The organism is Parageobacillus sp. VR-IP, from assembly GCF_013357975.1.
GTDB lineage: Bacteria > Bacillota > Bacilli > Bacillales > Anoxybacillaceae > Saccharococcus > Saccharococcus caldoxylosilyticus.
Map to the genome: position 1 here is coordinate 1 of NZ_JABVYQ010000011.1, position 15617 is coordinate 15617.

General features: G+C 44.7%; 14 protein-coding genes, 2 rRNA genes and 1 other annotated feature. All 16 genes read left to right on the forward strand.

Annotated features, from left to right (window positions below; genetic code table 11):
* Positions 1-115: ribosomal RNA gene (locus HT574_RS17955) — 23S ribosomal RNA — on the forward strand; the annotation flags it as partial.
* Between the two features lie 242 nt (positions 116-357).
* Positions 358-474 (forward strand): 5S ribosomal RNA (gene rrf / locus HT574_RS17960).
* A 250-nt stretch (positions 475-724) separates the two neighbouring features.
* Entirely contained in the window at positions 725-1186 is a 462-nt protein-coding gene (locus HT574_RS17965; RefSeq protein WP_175245648.1) for a CtsR family transcriptional regulator, read from the forward strand.
* A 14-nt stretch (positions 1187-1200) separates the two neighbouring features.
* Positions 1201-1749, forward strand: a complete 549-nt coding sequence (gene mcsA, locus HT574_RS17970; protein WP_175245649.1) for a protein-arginine kinase activator protein McsA — start codon at positions 1201-1203, stop codon at positions 1747-1749.
* Between the two features lie 4 nt (positions 1750-1753).
* Positions 1754-2842, forward strand: a complete 1089-nt coding sequence (mcsB, locus tag HT574_RS17975) for a protein-arginine kinase McsB (protein ID WP_175245650.1) — start codon at positions 1754-1756, stop codon at positions 2840-2842.
* Positions 2842-5277: an ATP-dependent protease ATP-binding subunit ClpC gene (gene clpC, locus HT574_RS17980; RefSeq protein ID WP_175245651.1), complete on the forward strand. Its 2436-nt coding sequence runs from the start codon at positions 2842-2844 to the stop codon at positions 5275-5277. The genes mcsB and clpC overlap by 1 nt, the downstream gene beginning before the upstream one ends.
* 81 nt (positions 5278-5358) lie before the next feature.
* Positions 5359-6732: a DNA repair protein RadA gene (radA, locus tag HT574_RS17985; RefSeq protein ID WP_175245652.1), complete on the forward strand. Its 1374-nt coding sequence runs from the start codon at positions 5359-5361 to the stop codon at positions 6730-6732.
* A gap of 112 nt (positions 6733-6844) precedes the next feature.
* Complete coding sequence (locus HT574_RS17990; protein WP_061579343.1) at positions 6845-7939, forward strand: PIN/TRAM domain-containing protein; 1095 nt, start codon at positions 6845-6847, stop codon at positions 7937-7939.
* Between the two features lie 23 nt (positions 7940-7962).
* A complete protein-coding gene (locus HT574_RS17995) occupies positions 7963-9141 on the forward strand; it encodes a bifunctional 2-C-methyl-D-erythritol 4-phosphate cytidylyltransferase/2-C-methyl-D-erythritol 2,4-cyclodiphosphate synthase (protein ID WP_175245653.1) in 1179 nt (392 codons plus the stop codon).
* A gap of 104 nt (positions 9142-9245) precedes the next feature.
* The gene (gene gltX, locus HT574_RS18000) at positions 9246-10706 is read left to right on the forward strand and encodes a glutamate--tRNA ligase (protein WP_175245654.1); all 1461 of its coding nucleotides are present in this window, start codon (positions 9246-9248) and stop codon (positions 10704-10706) included.
* 47 nt (positions 10707-10753) lie between these two features.
* Positions 10754-10985, forward strand: a binding site (T-box leader).
* 91 nt (positions 10986-11076) lie between these two features.
* Positions 11077-11748: a serine O-acetyltransferase gene (cysE, locus tag HT574_RS18005; RefSeq protein WP_017434039.1), complete on the forward strand. Its 672-nt coding sequence runs from the start codon at positions 11077-11079 to the stop codon at positions 11746-11748.
* A complete protein-coding gene (gene cysS / locus HT574_RS18010; protein WP_175245655.1) occupies positions 11726-13126 on the forward strand; it encodes a cysteine--tRNA ligase in 1401 nt (466 codons plus the stop codon). The genes cysE and cysS overlap by 23 nt, the downstream gene beginning before the upstream one ends.
* A gap of 5 nt (positions 13127-13131) precedes the next feature.
* Positions 13132-13551 (forward strand): Mini-ribonuclease 3, encoded by a 420-nt coding sequence (locus HT574_RS18015; protein ID WP_175245656.1) that lies wholly within the window; start codon positions 13132-13134, stop codon positions 13549-13551.
* Between the two features lie 2 nt (positions 13552-13553).
* The gene (gene rlmB, locus HT574_RS18020; RefSeq protein WP_017434036.1) at positions 13554-14291 is read left to right on the forward strand and encodes a 23S rRNA (guanosine(2251)-2'-O)-methyltransferase RlmB; all 738 of its coding nucleotides are present in this window, start codon (positions 13554-13556) and stop codon (positions 14289-14291) included.
* A 3-nt stretch (positions 14292-14294) separates the two neighbouring features.
* Positions 14295-14807, forward strand: a complete 513-nt coding sequence (locus HT574_RS18025; protein ID WP_175245674.1) for an NYN domain-containing protein — start codon at positions 14295-14297, stop codon at positions 14805-14807.
* Between the two features lie 93 nt (positions 14808-14900).
* A complete protein-coding gene (sigH, locus tag HT574_RS18030; protein WP_100225052.1) occupies positions 14901-15527 on the forward strand; it encodes an RNA polymerase sporulation sigma factor SigH in 627 nt (208 codons plus the stop codon).
* The last annotated feature ends 90 nt before the right edge of the window (positions 15528-15617 follow it).

The window sequence follows — 15617 nt, forward strand, 5'->3', positions numbered from 1 at the left end:
TCCCATCGCGTTAAGCGAGTAAGATCCCTCGAAGATGACGAGGTCGATAGGTCCGAGGTGGAAGCGTGGCGACACGTGGAGCTGACGGATACTAATCGATCGAGGACTTAACCAAGAAAAGCGGAGGCGAGCGGTTCGCCGCGAAGGGCAAATGTTCTTCGCCTGGAGGGATGCTTGCATCCCGAAAGCGAAGGTTATTTGACCCCGAGCGGAGGCGAGCCGGAGCTAGACAGTACGAAAAGCGCAGGGCGCCTGGCTTCTTCCAAGCAGACGGTTATCTAGTTTTGAAGGAATGAACTCCTTCTTGACAAAATCAATCTGATGAATATAATAATATATGTCCAATAGAACAGCTTGCCTAGTGACTATAGCGGAGAGGAAACACCCGTTCCCATCCCGAACACGGAAGTTAAGCTCTCCAGCGCCGATGGTAGTTGGGGCCAGCGCCCCTGCAAGAGTAGGTCGTCGCTAGGCAGGATGAAGAAGCATGCCTTTTTTATGAAAGGCATGCTTCTTTTTTGCCTCATTTGTTTAGCCTCATTTGTTTATTTTTTCCTTGACCATATGCAAAACCGATATTGGTGTTTCATTTTTGGCAAAAAAGGATATCCTATGACTAGTCATTTTTGTCGGTAACTCTTGCATTTTTTTGTAATACACTATATAGTAGAGGTAAGGTCAAATATAGTCAAAGTCAACTTTGATTGTTAAGGAGGAGGGTAGAGTGCCAAATATTTCCGATATCATTGAGCAATATTTAAAACAGGTATTAAATATGAGCGACGAAGACATTGTCGAGATTAAACGCAGTGAAATTGCTAATAAATTTCAGTGCGTTCCATCACAAATTAATTATGTGATCAATACAAGGTTTACGCTCGAGAGAGGGTATATTGTCGAAAGCAAACGCGGAGGCGGCGGCTATATCCGCATTATGAAAGTGAAAACGAAAAGCGAGGCGCAATTAATCGATCAATTGTTGGAATTAGTCGGGCACCGCATCAGCCAATCCAATGCAGAAGATATCATTGAACGTCTTGTCGAGGAAAAAGTCATTTCTGAGCGGGAAGCAAAGATTATGTTAAGCGTGATGGATCGCTCTGTTTTATATATCGGTTTGCCGCAGCGGGATGAGCTGCGGGCGCGCATGCTCAAAGCGATGTTAACATCGCTGAAATACAAATAGGGGAGGGGACCGCGTTGATATGTCAAGAGTGTAAACAAAGACCAGCGACGATGCATTTTACGAAAATTATCAACGGTGAAAAAACTGAATTTCATCTTTGTGAACAATGCGCGAAAGAGCATGGCGATATGTTTATGTTTTACGAAAACGATGATTTTTCTTTAAACAATCTACTAGCCGGATTGCTTAATTTCCAAACGCCGATGAAAGAAATGGCCACCAATACGTTCTCAGGCCCGAATATTTTACAATGTGAAACATGTAAAATGACCTATCATCAATTCATCCAAATCGGGCGTTTTGGCTGCTCTGACTGTTATCGGACATTTGCGCGATATTTGCCCCCAATATTAAAAAGACTTCATAGCGGAAATACGACCCATTCCGGGAAAATACCGAAACGAAAAGGCGGAGTGCTTCATCTGCGCAAACAGATCTTCGTCCTAAAACAAAAGCTGCAGGAACTTGTAGCGAGAGAGGAATTTGAAAAGGCGGCAGAAGTCCGCGACCAAATTCGTTCTTTGGAATATCAGCTGCGTCAGCGTGGAGAGGGGGAAATGTAGCGGTATGTCATTTGAAAAGTTTTTTAATACGGCCGTTAGTTCTTGGATGAGCCAGGAAGGTCCTGATTCTGATATCGTGTTAAGCAGCCGTATCCGTTTGGCACGAAACATCGTTGACTTCCGTTTCCCAACCGTGTTTAGCAGCGAGGAGGCACAACAAATTGTTTCCCTATTCGAACAGACATTTGCCCATCGCTCTTATCATTCGGTCGGACGTTTTGAATTGTTAAAAATGTCAGAGCTTCAGCCGATTGAAAAAAGGGTATTAGTAGAAAAACATCTAATTAGCCCACATTTGGCAGAAGATTCGCCATTCGGTGCTTGCCTGCTATCGGAAAATGAAGAAGTGAGTATTATGATTAACGAAGAAGACCATATTCGCATTCAATGCTTATTTCCAGGGTTGCAATTAACCGAAGCATTGGAAGCAGCGAATGGGCTGGATGATTGGATTGAAGAGCATGTGAATTATGCCTTCGATGAAAAACTCGGCTATTTAACAAGCTGCCCAACCAACGTTGGGACAGGGATGCGCGCCTCTGTGATGATGCACCTTCCTGCCCTCGTTTTAACACAGCAAATCAACCGCATTATTCCAGCTATTAATCAATTGGGGTTGGTAGTACGCGGAACATACGGAGAAGGAAGTGAGGCTTTAGGTAATATATTTCAAATATCAAACCAAATTACATTAGGAAAATCAGAGGAAGATATTGTCGAAGATTTACAAAGCATCGTTAAGCAATTAATCGCCCAAGAGCGAATGGCAAGGGAGGCATTAGTCAAAACTTTAAACATAAAATTAGAAGACAGAGTATTCCGCTCGTATGGAATATTGGCCAACTGTCGGATGATTGAATCGAAAGAAGCGGCGCAGTGTTTGTCCGACGTGCGTTTAGGAATTGATTTAGGATACATTAAAAATATTTCGCGCAATATTTTAAATGAGCTAATGATTTTGACACAGCCTGGGTTTTTGCAACAATACGCCGGCGGTGCGCTGAGACCAGAGGAGAGGGATGTTCGTCGAGCGGCATTAATACGGGAACGTCTAAAAATGGAAGAGAGAAAAAATATGGAGGGTGATGAATAATGATGTTTGGCAGATTTACGGAACGGGCGCAAAAAGTATTAGCGCTAGCCCAAGAAGAAGCGATACGCCTGGGCCATAACAATATTGGCACGGAACATATTTTGTTAGCGCTGGTCCGCGAAGGGGAAGGAATCGCAGCGAAAGCATTAATGGCGTTGGGACTTGGGCCGGAAAAAATTCAAAAAGAAGTGGAGTCGCTGATTGGTCGCGGACAAGAAGTTTCCCATACGATTCACTATACACCGCGGGCAAAAAGGGTTATTGAATTATCCTTGGACGAAGCGAGAAAACTTGGCCATTCCTATGTGGGCACCGAACATATTTTGCTTGGTCTTATTCGCGAAGGCGAAGGGGTGGCGGCCCGTGTACTTAACAACTTGGGAGTCAGCTTGAATAAAGCGCGCCAGCAAGTATTACAGCTGCTCGGAAGCAACGAATCGGTTTCGGGTCATTCAGGAAGCGGTGCTTCCCATGTCAGCACGCCGACATTAGACAGCTTGGCCCGCGATTTAACGGCGATTGCCCGCGAAGGTCGATTGGACCCTGTTATTGGCCGAAGCAAAGAAATTCAGCGCGTAATTGAAGTGTTAAGCCGGCGCACGAAAAATAACCCGGTGTTGATCGGGGAGCCTGGTGTAGGGAAAACGGCAATTGCTGAAGGGCTTGCGCAGCAAATTGTCAACAATGAAGTGCCGGAAACGCTCCGCGATAAGCGGGTGATGACGCTGGATATGGGAACGGTCGTAGCCGGTACGAAATATCGCGGCGAGTTTGAAGATCGTTTGAAAAAAGTGATGGATGAAATTCGTCAGGCGGGGAATATCATTCTGTTCATTGACGAGCTTCATACTTTGATTGGCGCCGGCGGAGCAGAAGGCGCGATCGACGCATCGAACATTTTAAAACCGGCTCTTGCTCGCGGGGAGCTGCAATGTATCGGTGCGACGACATTGGATGAATACCGCAAATATATTGAAAAGGATGCAGCACTAGAACGCCGCTTCCAGCCGATTTATGTTGACGAGCCAACGGTGGAAGAATCGATTCAAATTTTAAAAGGGCTGCGTGACCGTTATGAAGCGCATCACCGTGTTTCTATTTCCGATGAAGCGATCATTCAAGCGGTCAAATTATCCGACCGGTATATTACAGATCGTTTTCTCCCGGATAAAGCGATTGACTTAATTGATGAAGCTTGCTCAAAAGTCCGTCTTCGTTCCTTTACCGCTCCGCCGAAATTAAAAGAACTGGAACAAAAACTGGAGGAAATCCGGAAAGAAAAAGATGCTGCAGTACAAAGCCAAGAATTTGAAAAAGCGGCTTCCTTGCGTGATATGGAGCAACGGCTGCGTGAAGAACTAGAAGAAACAAAACGGGCATGGAAGGAAAAACAAGGCCAAGAAAATTCGGAAGTAACGGTCGAGGACATTGCCATGGTCGTATCGAGCTGGACAGGAATCCCAGTTTCAAAATTGGCGCAAACAGAAACCGAGCGCTTGCTGAAACTAGAAGAAATTTTACATTCGCGTGTCGTTGGGCAAGACGAGGCCGTCAAAGCCGTAGCAAAAGCAGTGCGCCGCGCCCGTGCTGGATTAAAAGATCCAAAACGTCCAATCGGCTCATTTATTTTCCTTGGACCGACTGGGGTTGGAAAAACGGAGCTGGCCCGAGCGCTTGCTGAAGCGATGTTCGGCGATGAAGACGCTCTTATCCGCATCGATATGTCGGAATACATGGAGAAACACTCGACGTCCCGTTTAATCGGATCGCCTCCTGGTTATGTCGGATATGAAGAAGGCGGCCAGCTGACCGAAAAAGTGCGCCGCAAGCCGTATTCGGTCGTATTGCTGGATGAAATGGAAAAAGCCCATCCGGACGTATTTAACATTTTGCTGCAAGTGCTAGAAGACGGTCGTTTAACCGATTCGAAAGGAAGAACGGTAGATTTCCGTAATACGATTATCATCATGACGTCGAACGTCGGCGCGGACGCGTTGAAACGGAATAAATACGTCGGCTTTAGCGTCCAAGATGAAGATCAGAAGTACAAAGACATGAAAGGAAAAGTCATAGATGAGTTAAAGAAAGCGTTCCGTCCAGAGTTTTTAAACCGAATTGATGAAATTATCGTCTTCCATTCGCTCGAAAAACAACATTTAAAACAAATTGTCAGACTGATGGCAGGCACATTAATCAAACGCTTAAAAGAGCAAGATATTGATTTAGAGCTGACGGATGCGGCGATTGAAAAAATTGCCTCGGAAGGATATGACCCAGAGTATGGTGCTCGCCCACTGCGCCGCGCTCTACAAAAACATATCGAAGACCGTTTGTCGGAAGAGCTGTTAAAAGGAACGATTGCAAAGGGACAAAAAGTCATTGTCGATGTTAAAGACGGAGAATTCGTTGTATTATCAGAACAAGCGGTAATGTAATCAAAGTTTTTGCGAAAGGTATGCGGCAGCTCCATTGCCCATACCTTTTTGTTTCAATGTAAAAAAGAGAGGGTTTTTTCGATGGGGAAAAAGAAAACGAAATTTGTTTGTCAAGAATGCGGCTATGAATCAGCGAAATGGCTTGGAAGATGTCCAGGATGCAACACTTGGAATTCGCTGGTCGAAGAAATAGAGCGAGTAAAGCCGGCAACAAGAGGAGTGTTTGTCCATTCTGCATCTGATGCCTTGGCTAAACCGGTGCCGATTACTACCGTAACGACCACGCAGGAGCCGCGCATGCAAACGAATATGTCCGAATTTAACCGCGTATTAGGCGGAGGAATTGTAAAAGGTTCGCTCGTGTTAATCGGCGGGGATCCTGGTATTGGAAAGTCAACGCTTTTGTTGCAAGTTTCTGCGCAGCTTGCTGCGATGCAGCATAAAGTATTGTATATATCAGGCGAAGAATCGATTAAGCAAATGAAGCTACGCGCTGACCGCCTCCATGTGGTCTCCGATCAATTGTATGTGTTAGCGGAGGCAGATTTGGAATATATTGTAGAAGCAATAGAAAATATTCGCCCTGCTTGTGTGGTCATTGACTCTATTCAAACCGTGTATCGCGCTGATATTACATCTGCTCCGGGAAGTGTGGCGCAAGTGCGCGAATGCACGGCGGAATTAATGAAAATCGCGAAAACGAAAGGAATCGCCGTTTTTATCGTCGGGCATGTGACGAAAGAGGGTGCCATTGCCGGTCCGCGAATTTTAGAGCATATGGTTGATACTGTTCTTTATTTCGAAGGGGAGCGGCATCATACGTATCGCATTTTGCGGGCGGTAAAAAACCGGTTTGGTTCTACCAATGAAATTGGCATTTTCGAAATGAGGGATGTAGGGCTTGCCGAAGTCGAAAATCCTTCAGAGGTGTTTTTGGAAGAACGCTCCCGCGGTGCGGCGGGTTCAACGGTTGTTGCAGCGATGGAGGGAACTCGTCCTGTATTAGTCGAAATTCAAGCATTAGTATCGCCAACGAGCTTTGGCAATCCGCGGCGGATGGCAACCGGTATTGACCATAACCGTGTTTCTTTGTTGATGGCGGTATTAGAGAAGCGGGTAGGTCTGCTTTTGCAAAATCAAGATGCCTATTTGAAAGTGGCAGGAGGAGTCAAATTGGATGAACCGGCGATTGATTTGGCGATCGCCGTCAGCATTGCCTCCAGCTTTCGCGACCAGCCGACGAATCCGTCTGATGTGATTATCGGAGAGGTCGGTTTAACCGGGGAAGTGCGCCGCGTGTCCCGCATCGAACAGCGCGTGCAAGAGGCCGTCAAATTAGGCTTTTCTCGTATTATTATTCCAAAAAACAACTTAACGGGCTGGAATCCTCCTAAGCATATAACGGTCATTGGTGTATCCCACGTTTCCGAGGCGCTCGAGCATACGTTGCAGTAAAATCGTTACAAACCTATGCCAAATGTTTAAAAAACATTAAAAACTATGCTATTATTGGTTTCAAACATTGGAAACTGTTTATAATGTTAAATAGGGAGGTGAAGATCCAGACATGGTAAAGCGGATCGTGCAGCTATTTTTTCTTGTTGTCGGAGGAACATTAGGTGCTGTTTTTTTGCCTGATTTATTGCGGATCATGCATATAAGCGCTGTGCCGCTCTTAAATAATTCCTATACATTGGCAATATTAGGGGCAATTATTTTCTTTATGTTGACATTTTGGCTAGTCGATTATGTAGTTGATATGATTCGTTGGATGGAAGAATCGCTCGTTAAAGTGCCTGTTGCCGATTTATTGTTTGGCAGTTTAGGGCTCATTTTTGGCCTTATTATCGCATTTTTAGTTGTCATGCCGCTGCAATCGTTTCACATTCAAGTTGTCAATACGGTTCTGCCAATCTTTTTGACGATTTTGCTCGGTTATTTAGGATTCCGCGTTGGTTTTAGCAAACGGCATGAATTAATGAACTTATTTTCTCTTTCTAACCGAATGGCGAAGAGAAAAAGTGGAGAAGGAGAGGCAGAGCAGCCAAAGGGCGGTTCAGTGAAAATTTTAGATACAAGCGTCATTATTGACGGTCGGATTGCAGACATTTGTCAAACTGGTTTTTTAGAAGGACCCATTGTCATTCCGCGCTTTGTGCTGGAAGAATTGCAACATATTGCCGATTCTTCCGATGTGTTGAAACGCAACCGCGGCCGCCGCGGGCTGGACATTTTAAATCGCATCCAAAAAGAATTGGATATAAAAGTAGAAATTTATGAAGGCGATTTTGATGATATTCAGGAAGTCGACAGCAAGCTGGTGAAGTTAGCAAAATTGTTATCAGGAGTTGTTGTTACGAACGATTTTAATTTAAATAAAGTATGTGAGCTGCAAAATGTGCGTGTTCTTAATATTAACGATTTAGCCAATGCGGTGAAACCGGTTGTTCTGCCTGGGGAAGAATTAAACGTCCATGTTATCAAAGATGGCAAAGAGCATAATCAAGGAGTAGCGTATTTAGATGATGGCACGATGATCGTCGTCGAGGATGGAAAAGAGTACATTGGCAAACGGGTTGACGTCTTGGTGACGAGCGTGTTACAAACATCTGCAGGGAGAATGATTTTCGCCAAGCTAAAACTGTTGCAAAAAGCACTTTAAACAAATGAATAGGGGAAACGGCAATGAAGTATGAGGTAGTCATTCCAGCAGCTGGGCAAGGAAAGCGAATGAGAGCGGGAGTGAATAAACAGTTCATTGAGCTTCGTCATGAACCGTTGATCGTGCGCACATTGAAAGTGTTTGACAGCGATGAATGGTGCGACGGCATTATTGTGGTGATTAACGAAGCGGAAAGAACCCAATTTGAACAATTACTTTCCCGCTTTCATCTCAACAAAATTATCGCAGTGGTCAACGGCGGCAAAGAGCGGCAGCATAGCGTGTACAATGGACTGAAAGCGCTCAAAAGCAGCAATATTGTCCTTATTCACGATGGCGCCCGTCCATTCGTTACCGTGGAGCACATTCATGAATTAGTAACAGCAGCAAATGAGTATGGCGCAGCGGTTCCGGCGGTTCGCGTCAAAGATACGATCAAGAAAGTCCACGGACAGTTTGTGAAAGAGACGATGGAACGTTCTAGCTTGTGGGCTGTACAAACTCCACAAGCTTTTCATGTTTCTCTCATTTTACAGGCACATGAGCAAGCAAAAAAGGAAGGTTATATCGGCACGGACGATGCCAGCCTCGTCGAGCGAATCGGCGGAAAAGTAAAGATTGTGGAAGGCGATTACCGCAATATTAAATTAACGACACCGGATGACCTATTGTTTGCGGAAGCGATTTTATCGAGCCGCGCCAGTTTAAAAGGGAGGGGGAACGACATGTTTCGCATTGGTCAAGGATTTGATGTGCATCAGCTTGTTCATGGTCGTCCTTTAATTATAGGTGGCGTTCGCATTCCCTACGAAAAAGGGCTGCTTGGCCATTCCGACGCCGACGTATTGCTGCATGCGGTTGCAGATGCTTGTCTAGGGGCGATCGGCGCCGGCGACATCGGGAAGCATTTCCCGGACACAGACAACCGTTTTAAAGACGCGGATTCCGCGTTATTATTAAAACATGTATGGGAGCTAGTGAAACAGCAAGGATACGTGCTTGTGAACGTCGATTGCACGATTATTGCACAAAAGCCGAAAATGACGCCATATATTGAACAAATGAAAGAGAAAATTGCCGAATTGTTAGAAGGAGAACCATCACAAGTCAATGTAAAAGCCACAACGACGGAAAAGCTGGGCTTTACCGGCCGGGAAGAAGGAATTGCTGCGCAGGCAGTCGTATTATTGCAAAAACGGTAAGCTTCTGCGATGGACTGTATCGCGGAAAACAATCTATTTTGAACTTTGCCGCGATAAAATGTACAATAGTGGTACAAGCTTGATTATATTGGAGGTTATCAACAATGGCACAAGAAGTACGAGTGCGCTATGCACCAAGTCCAACCGGCCATTTGCATATTGGCGGGGCGCGGACAGCTTTGTTTAACTATTTATTTGCCCGTCATCATAACGGAAAATTTATTGTACGCATTGAGGATACGGATATTGAACGCAACGTAGAAGGCGGTGAACAATCGCAGCTGGAAAATTTAAAATGGCTCGGTATTGATTATGATGAATCCGTCGATAAAGACGGAGGATATGGTCCGTATCGCCAAACAGAACGTCTTGATATATACCGTAAATATGTTGATGAACTTTTAGAAAAAGGATACGCCTATAAATGTTTCTGTACGCCGGAAGAGCTCGAAAAAGAGCGGGAAGCACAAAGAGCAGCAGGTATCGCGGCGCCACAATATAGCGGAAAATGCCGCCATTTAACGAAAGAACAAGTTGCCCAATTGGAAGCGGAAGGAAAGCCATATACGATCCGCATCAAAGTTCCTGAAGGAAAGACATATGAATTTGAAGATATGGTGCGCGGAAAAGTGACGTTTGAATCGAAAGATATCGGCGATTGGGTCATTATGAAAGCGAACGGCATCCCGACATACAATTTCGCCGTTGTCATCGATGATCATTTAATGAAAATCACACATGTGTTCCGCGGCGAAGAGCACTTATCGAACACGCCGAAACAGCTGATGGTGTACGACTATTTCGGCTGGGAGCCGCCGCAATTTGCCCATCTGACCTTGATCGTAAATGAGCAGCGCAAAAAGCTTTCGAAACGCGACGAGTCGATTATTCAATTTGTCTCGCAGTATAAGGAGCTTGGCTATCTTCCGGAAGCGATGTTCAACTTTTTTGCGCTGTTAGGCTGGTCGCCAGAAGGAGAAGAAGAAATTTTCTCGAAAGAAGAACTAATCCGTATTTTTGATGTTTCCCGATTGTCCAAATCGCCGTCGATGTTCGATACGAAAAAGCTGACATGGATGAATAACCAATATATTAAAAAGCTAGACTTAGACCGGCTGGTGGAAATTTCTTTGCCGCATTTAATTAAAGCAGGGCGCCTGCCGGAGCAAATGAGCGAAGAACAGCGGCAATGGGCGCGCGATTTAATTGCCCTATATCAAGAGCAAATGAGTTACGGAGCAGAAATTGTAGAGCTATCGGAGCTGTTCTTTAAAGAAGAGATTGAGTATAATGAAGAGGCAAAACAAGTGTTGGCGGAAGAACAAGTTCCGGATGTATTGAAAGCATTTTTAGAAGAAGCGAAGCAACTCGAGCCATTTACGGCGGACAATATTAAAGCAGCCATTAAATCCGTGCAAAAGGCGACAGGACAAAAAGGGAAAAAATTGTTTATGCCAATCCGCGTCGCCGTAACCGGGCAAACTCATGGTCCGGAATTGCCGTTTGCGCTCCAATTACTAGGAAAAGAAAAAGTGATCAGCCGATTAGAAAAAGTTATTCATTAACCATTTTTGTACGCTTTTCATATAGTTTAAGTAAAAATGAAAATATGGAAAAAGCGTTGATGAGGAGAAGTAGGAAACATTGGCATTCCAGAGAGAATCACCTTGGCTGGAAGTGATTCATGACCGATGTTTTCCGAAATGCCCCTCGGAGCCTCCTTTCGAACCGGAACAGGGACGTTCTGTAGTAGATGGGAGCGGAGTTTCTCCGTTATCAGACTAGAGCGAGCTAAACGATCGTTTAGCTAAACAGAGTGGAACCGCGCGCAGAGCGTCTCTGTGTCTTTGGCACAGAGGCGCTTTTTTCTAATGAAAAAACAAAACCGTTATCGATATAATGCAAATTATTAAATAATGGTGGGGGGAGGACTATATGTTTAAAACACTAAAAGAAGATATTGAAGTGATTTTTGAGCAAGACCCGGCGGCAAGAAGCTATTTAGAGGTGATTTTAACGTATTCCGGTTTGCATGCGATTTGGGCGCATCGCATTGCTCATGCGTTGTACAAACGTAAATTTTATTTTCTCGCCCGTTTGATTTCGCAAATCAGCCGCTTTTTTACCGGCATTGAAATTCATCCGGGAGCGAAAATTGGTCGTCGCTTTTTCATCGACCATGGCATGGGAGTGGTTATTGGCGAAACGTGTGAAATTGGCGATAATGTAACTGTATACCAAGGCGTAACATTAGGCGGGACCGGGAAAGAGAAAGGGAAGCGCCATCCGACGATCAAAGATAACTGCTTAATTGCGGCAGGAGCAAAAGTGCTTGGATCGATTACGATCGGGGAAAACTCGAAAATAGGCGCTGGTTCGGTCGTCTTAAAAGACGTGCCACCAAACTCGACCGTTGTCGGGATTCCGGGACGGGTGGTTGTTCGTGACGGGGTGAGAGTGAAAAAAGACTTAAATCATACAGACTTGCCAGATCCAGTGGCTGATCGCATTAAAGAGCTGGAAGCGGAAATTGCCAAATTGCGCAGCGAAATCGAGAGCTTAAAACAGGAAAGGAAGAGCGAACATGAGCAGCATTCGGCTTTATAATACGCTAACAAGAAAAAAAGAAACGTTTGAACCGCTCGAACCAAATAAGGTGAAAATGTATGTATGCGGTCCGACGGTATATAACTATATTCATATCGGCAACGCCCGCGCCGCGATCGTATTTGATACCATTCGACGCTACTTAGAGTTCCGCGGCTATGAAGTGACATATGTATCCAATTTTACCGATGTCGATGACAAATTAATTAAAGCAGCGCGGGAGCTAGGGGAAGATGTGCCGACGATTGCCGAGCGGTTTATTCAAGCATATTTTGAAGATATTACCGCACTCGGCTGCAAAAAAGCGGATGTGCATCCGCGCGTCACCGAAAATATCGATGTCATTATTGCGTTTATTCAAGCGCTAATCGATAAAGGGTATGCATATGAAGTCGACGGCGATGTGTATTATCGCACGAGAAAATTTGCGGAGTACGGAAAACTTTCTCACCAGTCCATTGACGAACTAAGAGCGGGAGCGCGCATCGAAATCGGGGAAAAGAAAGACGACCCGCTTGACTTTGCTTTATGGAAAGCGGCAAAAGAAGGGGAAATTTGCTGGGACAGCCCGTGGGGAAAAGGCCGTCCGGGATGGCATATCGAATGCTCAGCCATGGCGCGCAAATATTTAGGAGATACGATTGATATTCATGCTGGCGGCCAGGATTTGACATTTCCTCATCATGAAAATGAGATCGCCCAATCGGAAGCATTAACGGGAAAACCGTTTGCAAAATATTGGCTGCATAACGGATATTTAAATATTAACAATGAAAAAATGTCAAAATCGCTTGGCAACTTCGTGCTCGTTCATGATATTATCCAGCAAATCGATCCGCAAGTGCTACGGTTCTTTATGCTTTCGGTTCATTACCGCCATCCGATCAACTATAGCGATGAGCTGTTAGAAAGCGCGAAAAAAGGATTAGAACGGTTAAAAACATCCTATTTTAACTTAAAACATCGATTGCAAAGCAGCACCAATTTAACTGATGACGACGAGCAATGGCTTGAGCGGATTTACGAGCAGCATGAGGCGTTTATCCGCGAAATGGACGACGATTTTAATACAGCTAATGGAATCGCCGTGTTATTTGAGCTGGCGAAACAAGCGAATTTATATTTGCATGAGAAAAATACATCGGAACGCGTCATTCATGCGTTTTTACGCGAGTTCGAACAGCTGCTCGGTGTGCTTGGCATTACGCTGCAAGAGGAAGAATTATTAGATGAGGAAATTGAAGAGCTTATCAAAAAGCGGAATGAAGCAAGAAAAAACCGCAATTTTGCCTTAGCCGATCAAATTCGTGATCAATTAAAAGCGAAAAACATTATTTTAGAAGATACGCCGCAAGGAACAAGATGGAAAAGAGGATAAAAGGAATGAGCTTGCTACAGCCGATCAAAGATGTAAAACAGCTAAATGGATTAGCGCTTGCCTACATTGGTGATGCCGTCTACGAAGTATATGTACGGCATCACCTTCTTGCCAATGGCAGCGTGAAACCGCACCAGCTTCATCGCCAAGCCATTCAATATGTATCAGCCAAAGCGCAGGCTAAAGTGTTACTAGCTTTATTGGAAAAAGAATTATTAACGGAAGAGGAACAGGCCATTGTCCGCCGTGGGAGAAACGCCAAATCCGGCACGATTCCGAAAAACACGGACGTGCAGACGTACCGGTATAGCACGGCGTTTGAAGCATTGATTGGCTATCATTTTTTAGGGAAAAATGAAAAGCGGGTGGAAGAGCTAATTCGTTGTTCATTTGCGATTATTGAAAGTAAGGAAAGGACGTTGTAACGATGGATTTTATTATTGGGAGAAACCCAGTGATGGAAGCGTTGAAGTCGCAGCGGGAAATCAATAAAATTTGGATCGCAGAAGGGGTGCAGCGCCACTCTGTGCAGCCGATTATTCAGCTTGCAAAACAAAATGGTGTGCTTGTGCAATACGTTCCGAAAAAAAAGCTCGATCAAATGGTAGAAGGGACACACCAAGGAGTGGTGGCTCAAGTTGCAGCATACCGTTACTACGAAATCGACGATTTATTCGCCCGGGCATCGGAAAAAAGCGAACCGCCGTTTTTTCTTATTCTCGATGAACTAGAGGATCCGCATAATTTAGGATCCATTATGCGAACGGCTGATGCGGTAGGGGCGCACGGCATTATTATTCCGAAGCGGCGTTCTGTCGGCTTGACGGCGACGGTAGCGAAAGCTTCCACAGGCGCTATCGAGCATATTCCCGTTGCTAGAGTGACAAATTTAGCGAGAACGATCGACGAATTAAAAGAGCGTGGGGTGTGGATTGTCGGGACTGATGCGAAAGCAAAAGACGACTACCGCTCCTTTGACGGAACAATGCCATTGGCTCTGGTAATTGGCAGTGAAGGAAAAGGAATCAGCAGACTTGTTTTAGAAAAATGCGATTTTCTCCTTCGTCTGCCGATGAGAGGGCATGTGACATCATTGAATGCTTCCGTCGCTGCAAGCATTCTCATGTATGAGGTGTACCGCAAGCGATATCCGTTAGGAGAATAAATGATGAATATTTTAATTGTTGATGGCTATAACATTATCGGTGCTTGGCCGGAACTCCGCGAACTAAAAGAGGAAGATGACCTTGCCGCGGCAAGGGATTTGCTGATTGACAAAATGGCGGAGTATCAAGCATTTACAGGAGACCGAGTCATTATCGTTTTTGATGCACACCTCGTACAAGGGAATGAGAAAAAATATAAAAACCATCAAGTCGAAGTAATATTTACGAAAGAACATGAAACGGCGGACGAGCGCATTGAACGGTTGGCTAAAAGCTTAATCAATGTACGAACGAAGGTGTATGTTGCTACGTCGGATTATACGGAGCAATGGACGATTTTTAGTCAAGGAGCACTGCGAAAGTCAGCCCGTGAGCTTTTAGCAGAAATGGAGACGATCGAAAAAGATATTTCCAAAAAACTGCAACACATGCAGCAACAAACCCCGATGTCCAAAGTCCCGTTAACCGAAGAAGTTGCTAAAATTTTCGAAAAATGGCGAAGAGGTCAAAAGTGAGTGGTTGACGCTGTAAAAATTTGTACTGTATAATAAATTCTAGCGATTTATGCGGTCGGGGGGATCAGCGTGGGTCAATGCTTCAAGGAAAAAATGTACAGTGATTACAAAAACATGGAAGATGAACGGTTAGTAGAGTTGGTACATCAAGGAGATGGGGATGCGCTAGATTTTTTAATTCATAAATACCAAAATTTCGTACGTGCTAAAGCCCGCTCTTATTTTTTAGTCGGCGCTGATCGGGAAGATATTGTTCAAGAAGGGATGATCGGCCTGTACAAGGCGGTTCGAGATTTTAAGGGGGACAAGCTCTCCTCTTTTAAAGCGTTTGCAGAACTTTGCATCACAAGGCAGATGATTACGGCTATTAAAACGGCAACAAGGCAAAAACATATTCCGTTGAATTCATACGTTTCCTTAGATAAGCCTATCTATGATGATGAATCAGACCGAACGTTGATGGATGTCATTTCCGGCACAAGAGCGACGGATCCGGAAGAGCTTATTGTCAATCGCGAAAAAGTAGACGATATTGAGGTCAAAATGGCAGAACTTCTTAGCGATTTAGAGAGAAAAGTGCTTGCTTTGTATTTAGATGGACGTTCGTACCAAGAAATTTCTGAAGAATTGAACCGCCATGTCAAATCGATTGATAACGCTCTTCAGCGTGTAAAAAGAAAGCTGGAAAAATATTTGGAGTACCGTGAAATCAGCCTTTGAGAACGTCTAACATAGGGGCAAACAAATCTGACGTTGACAGTGAAATGAGGGTGTGGTAAATTTTTATGGACATCCTTATAGAACGGTGGG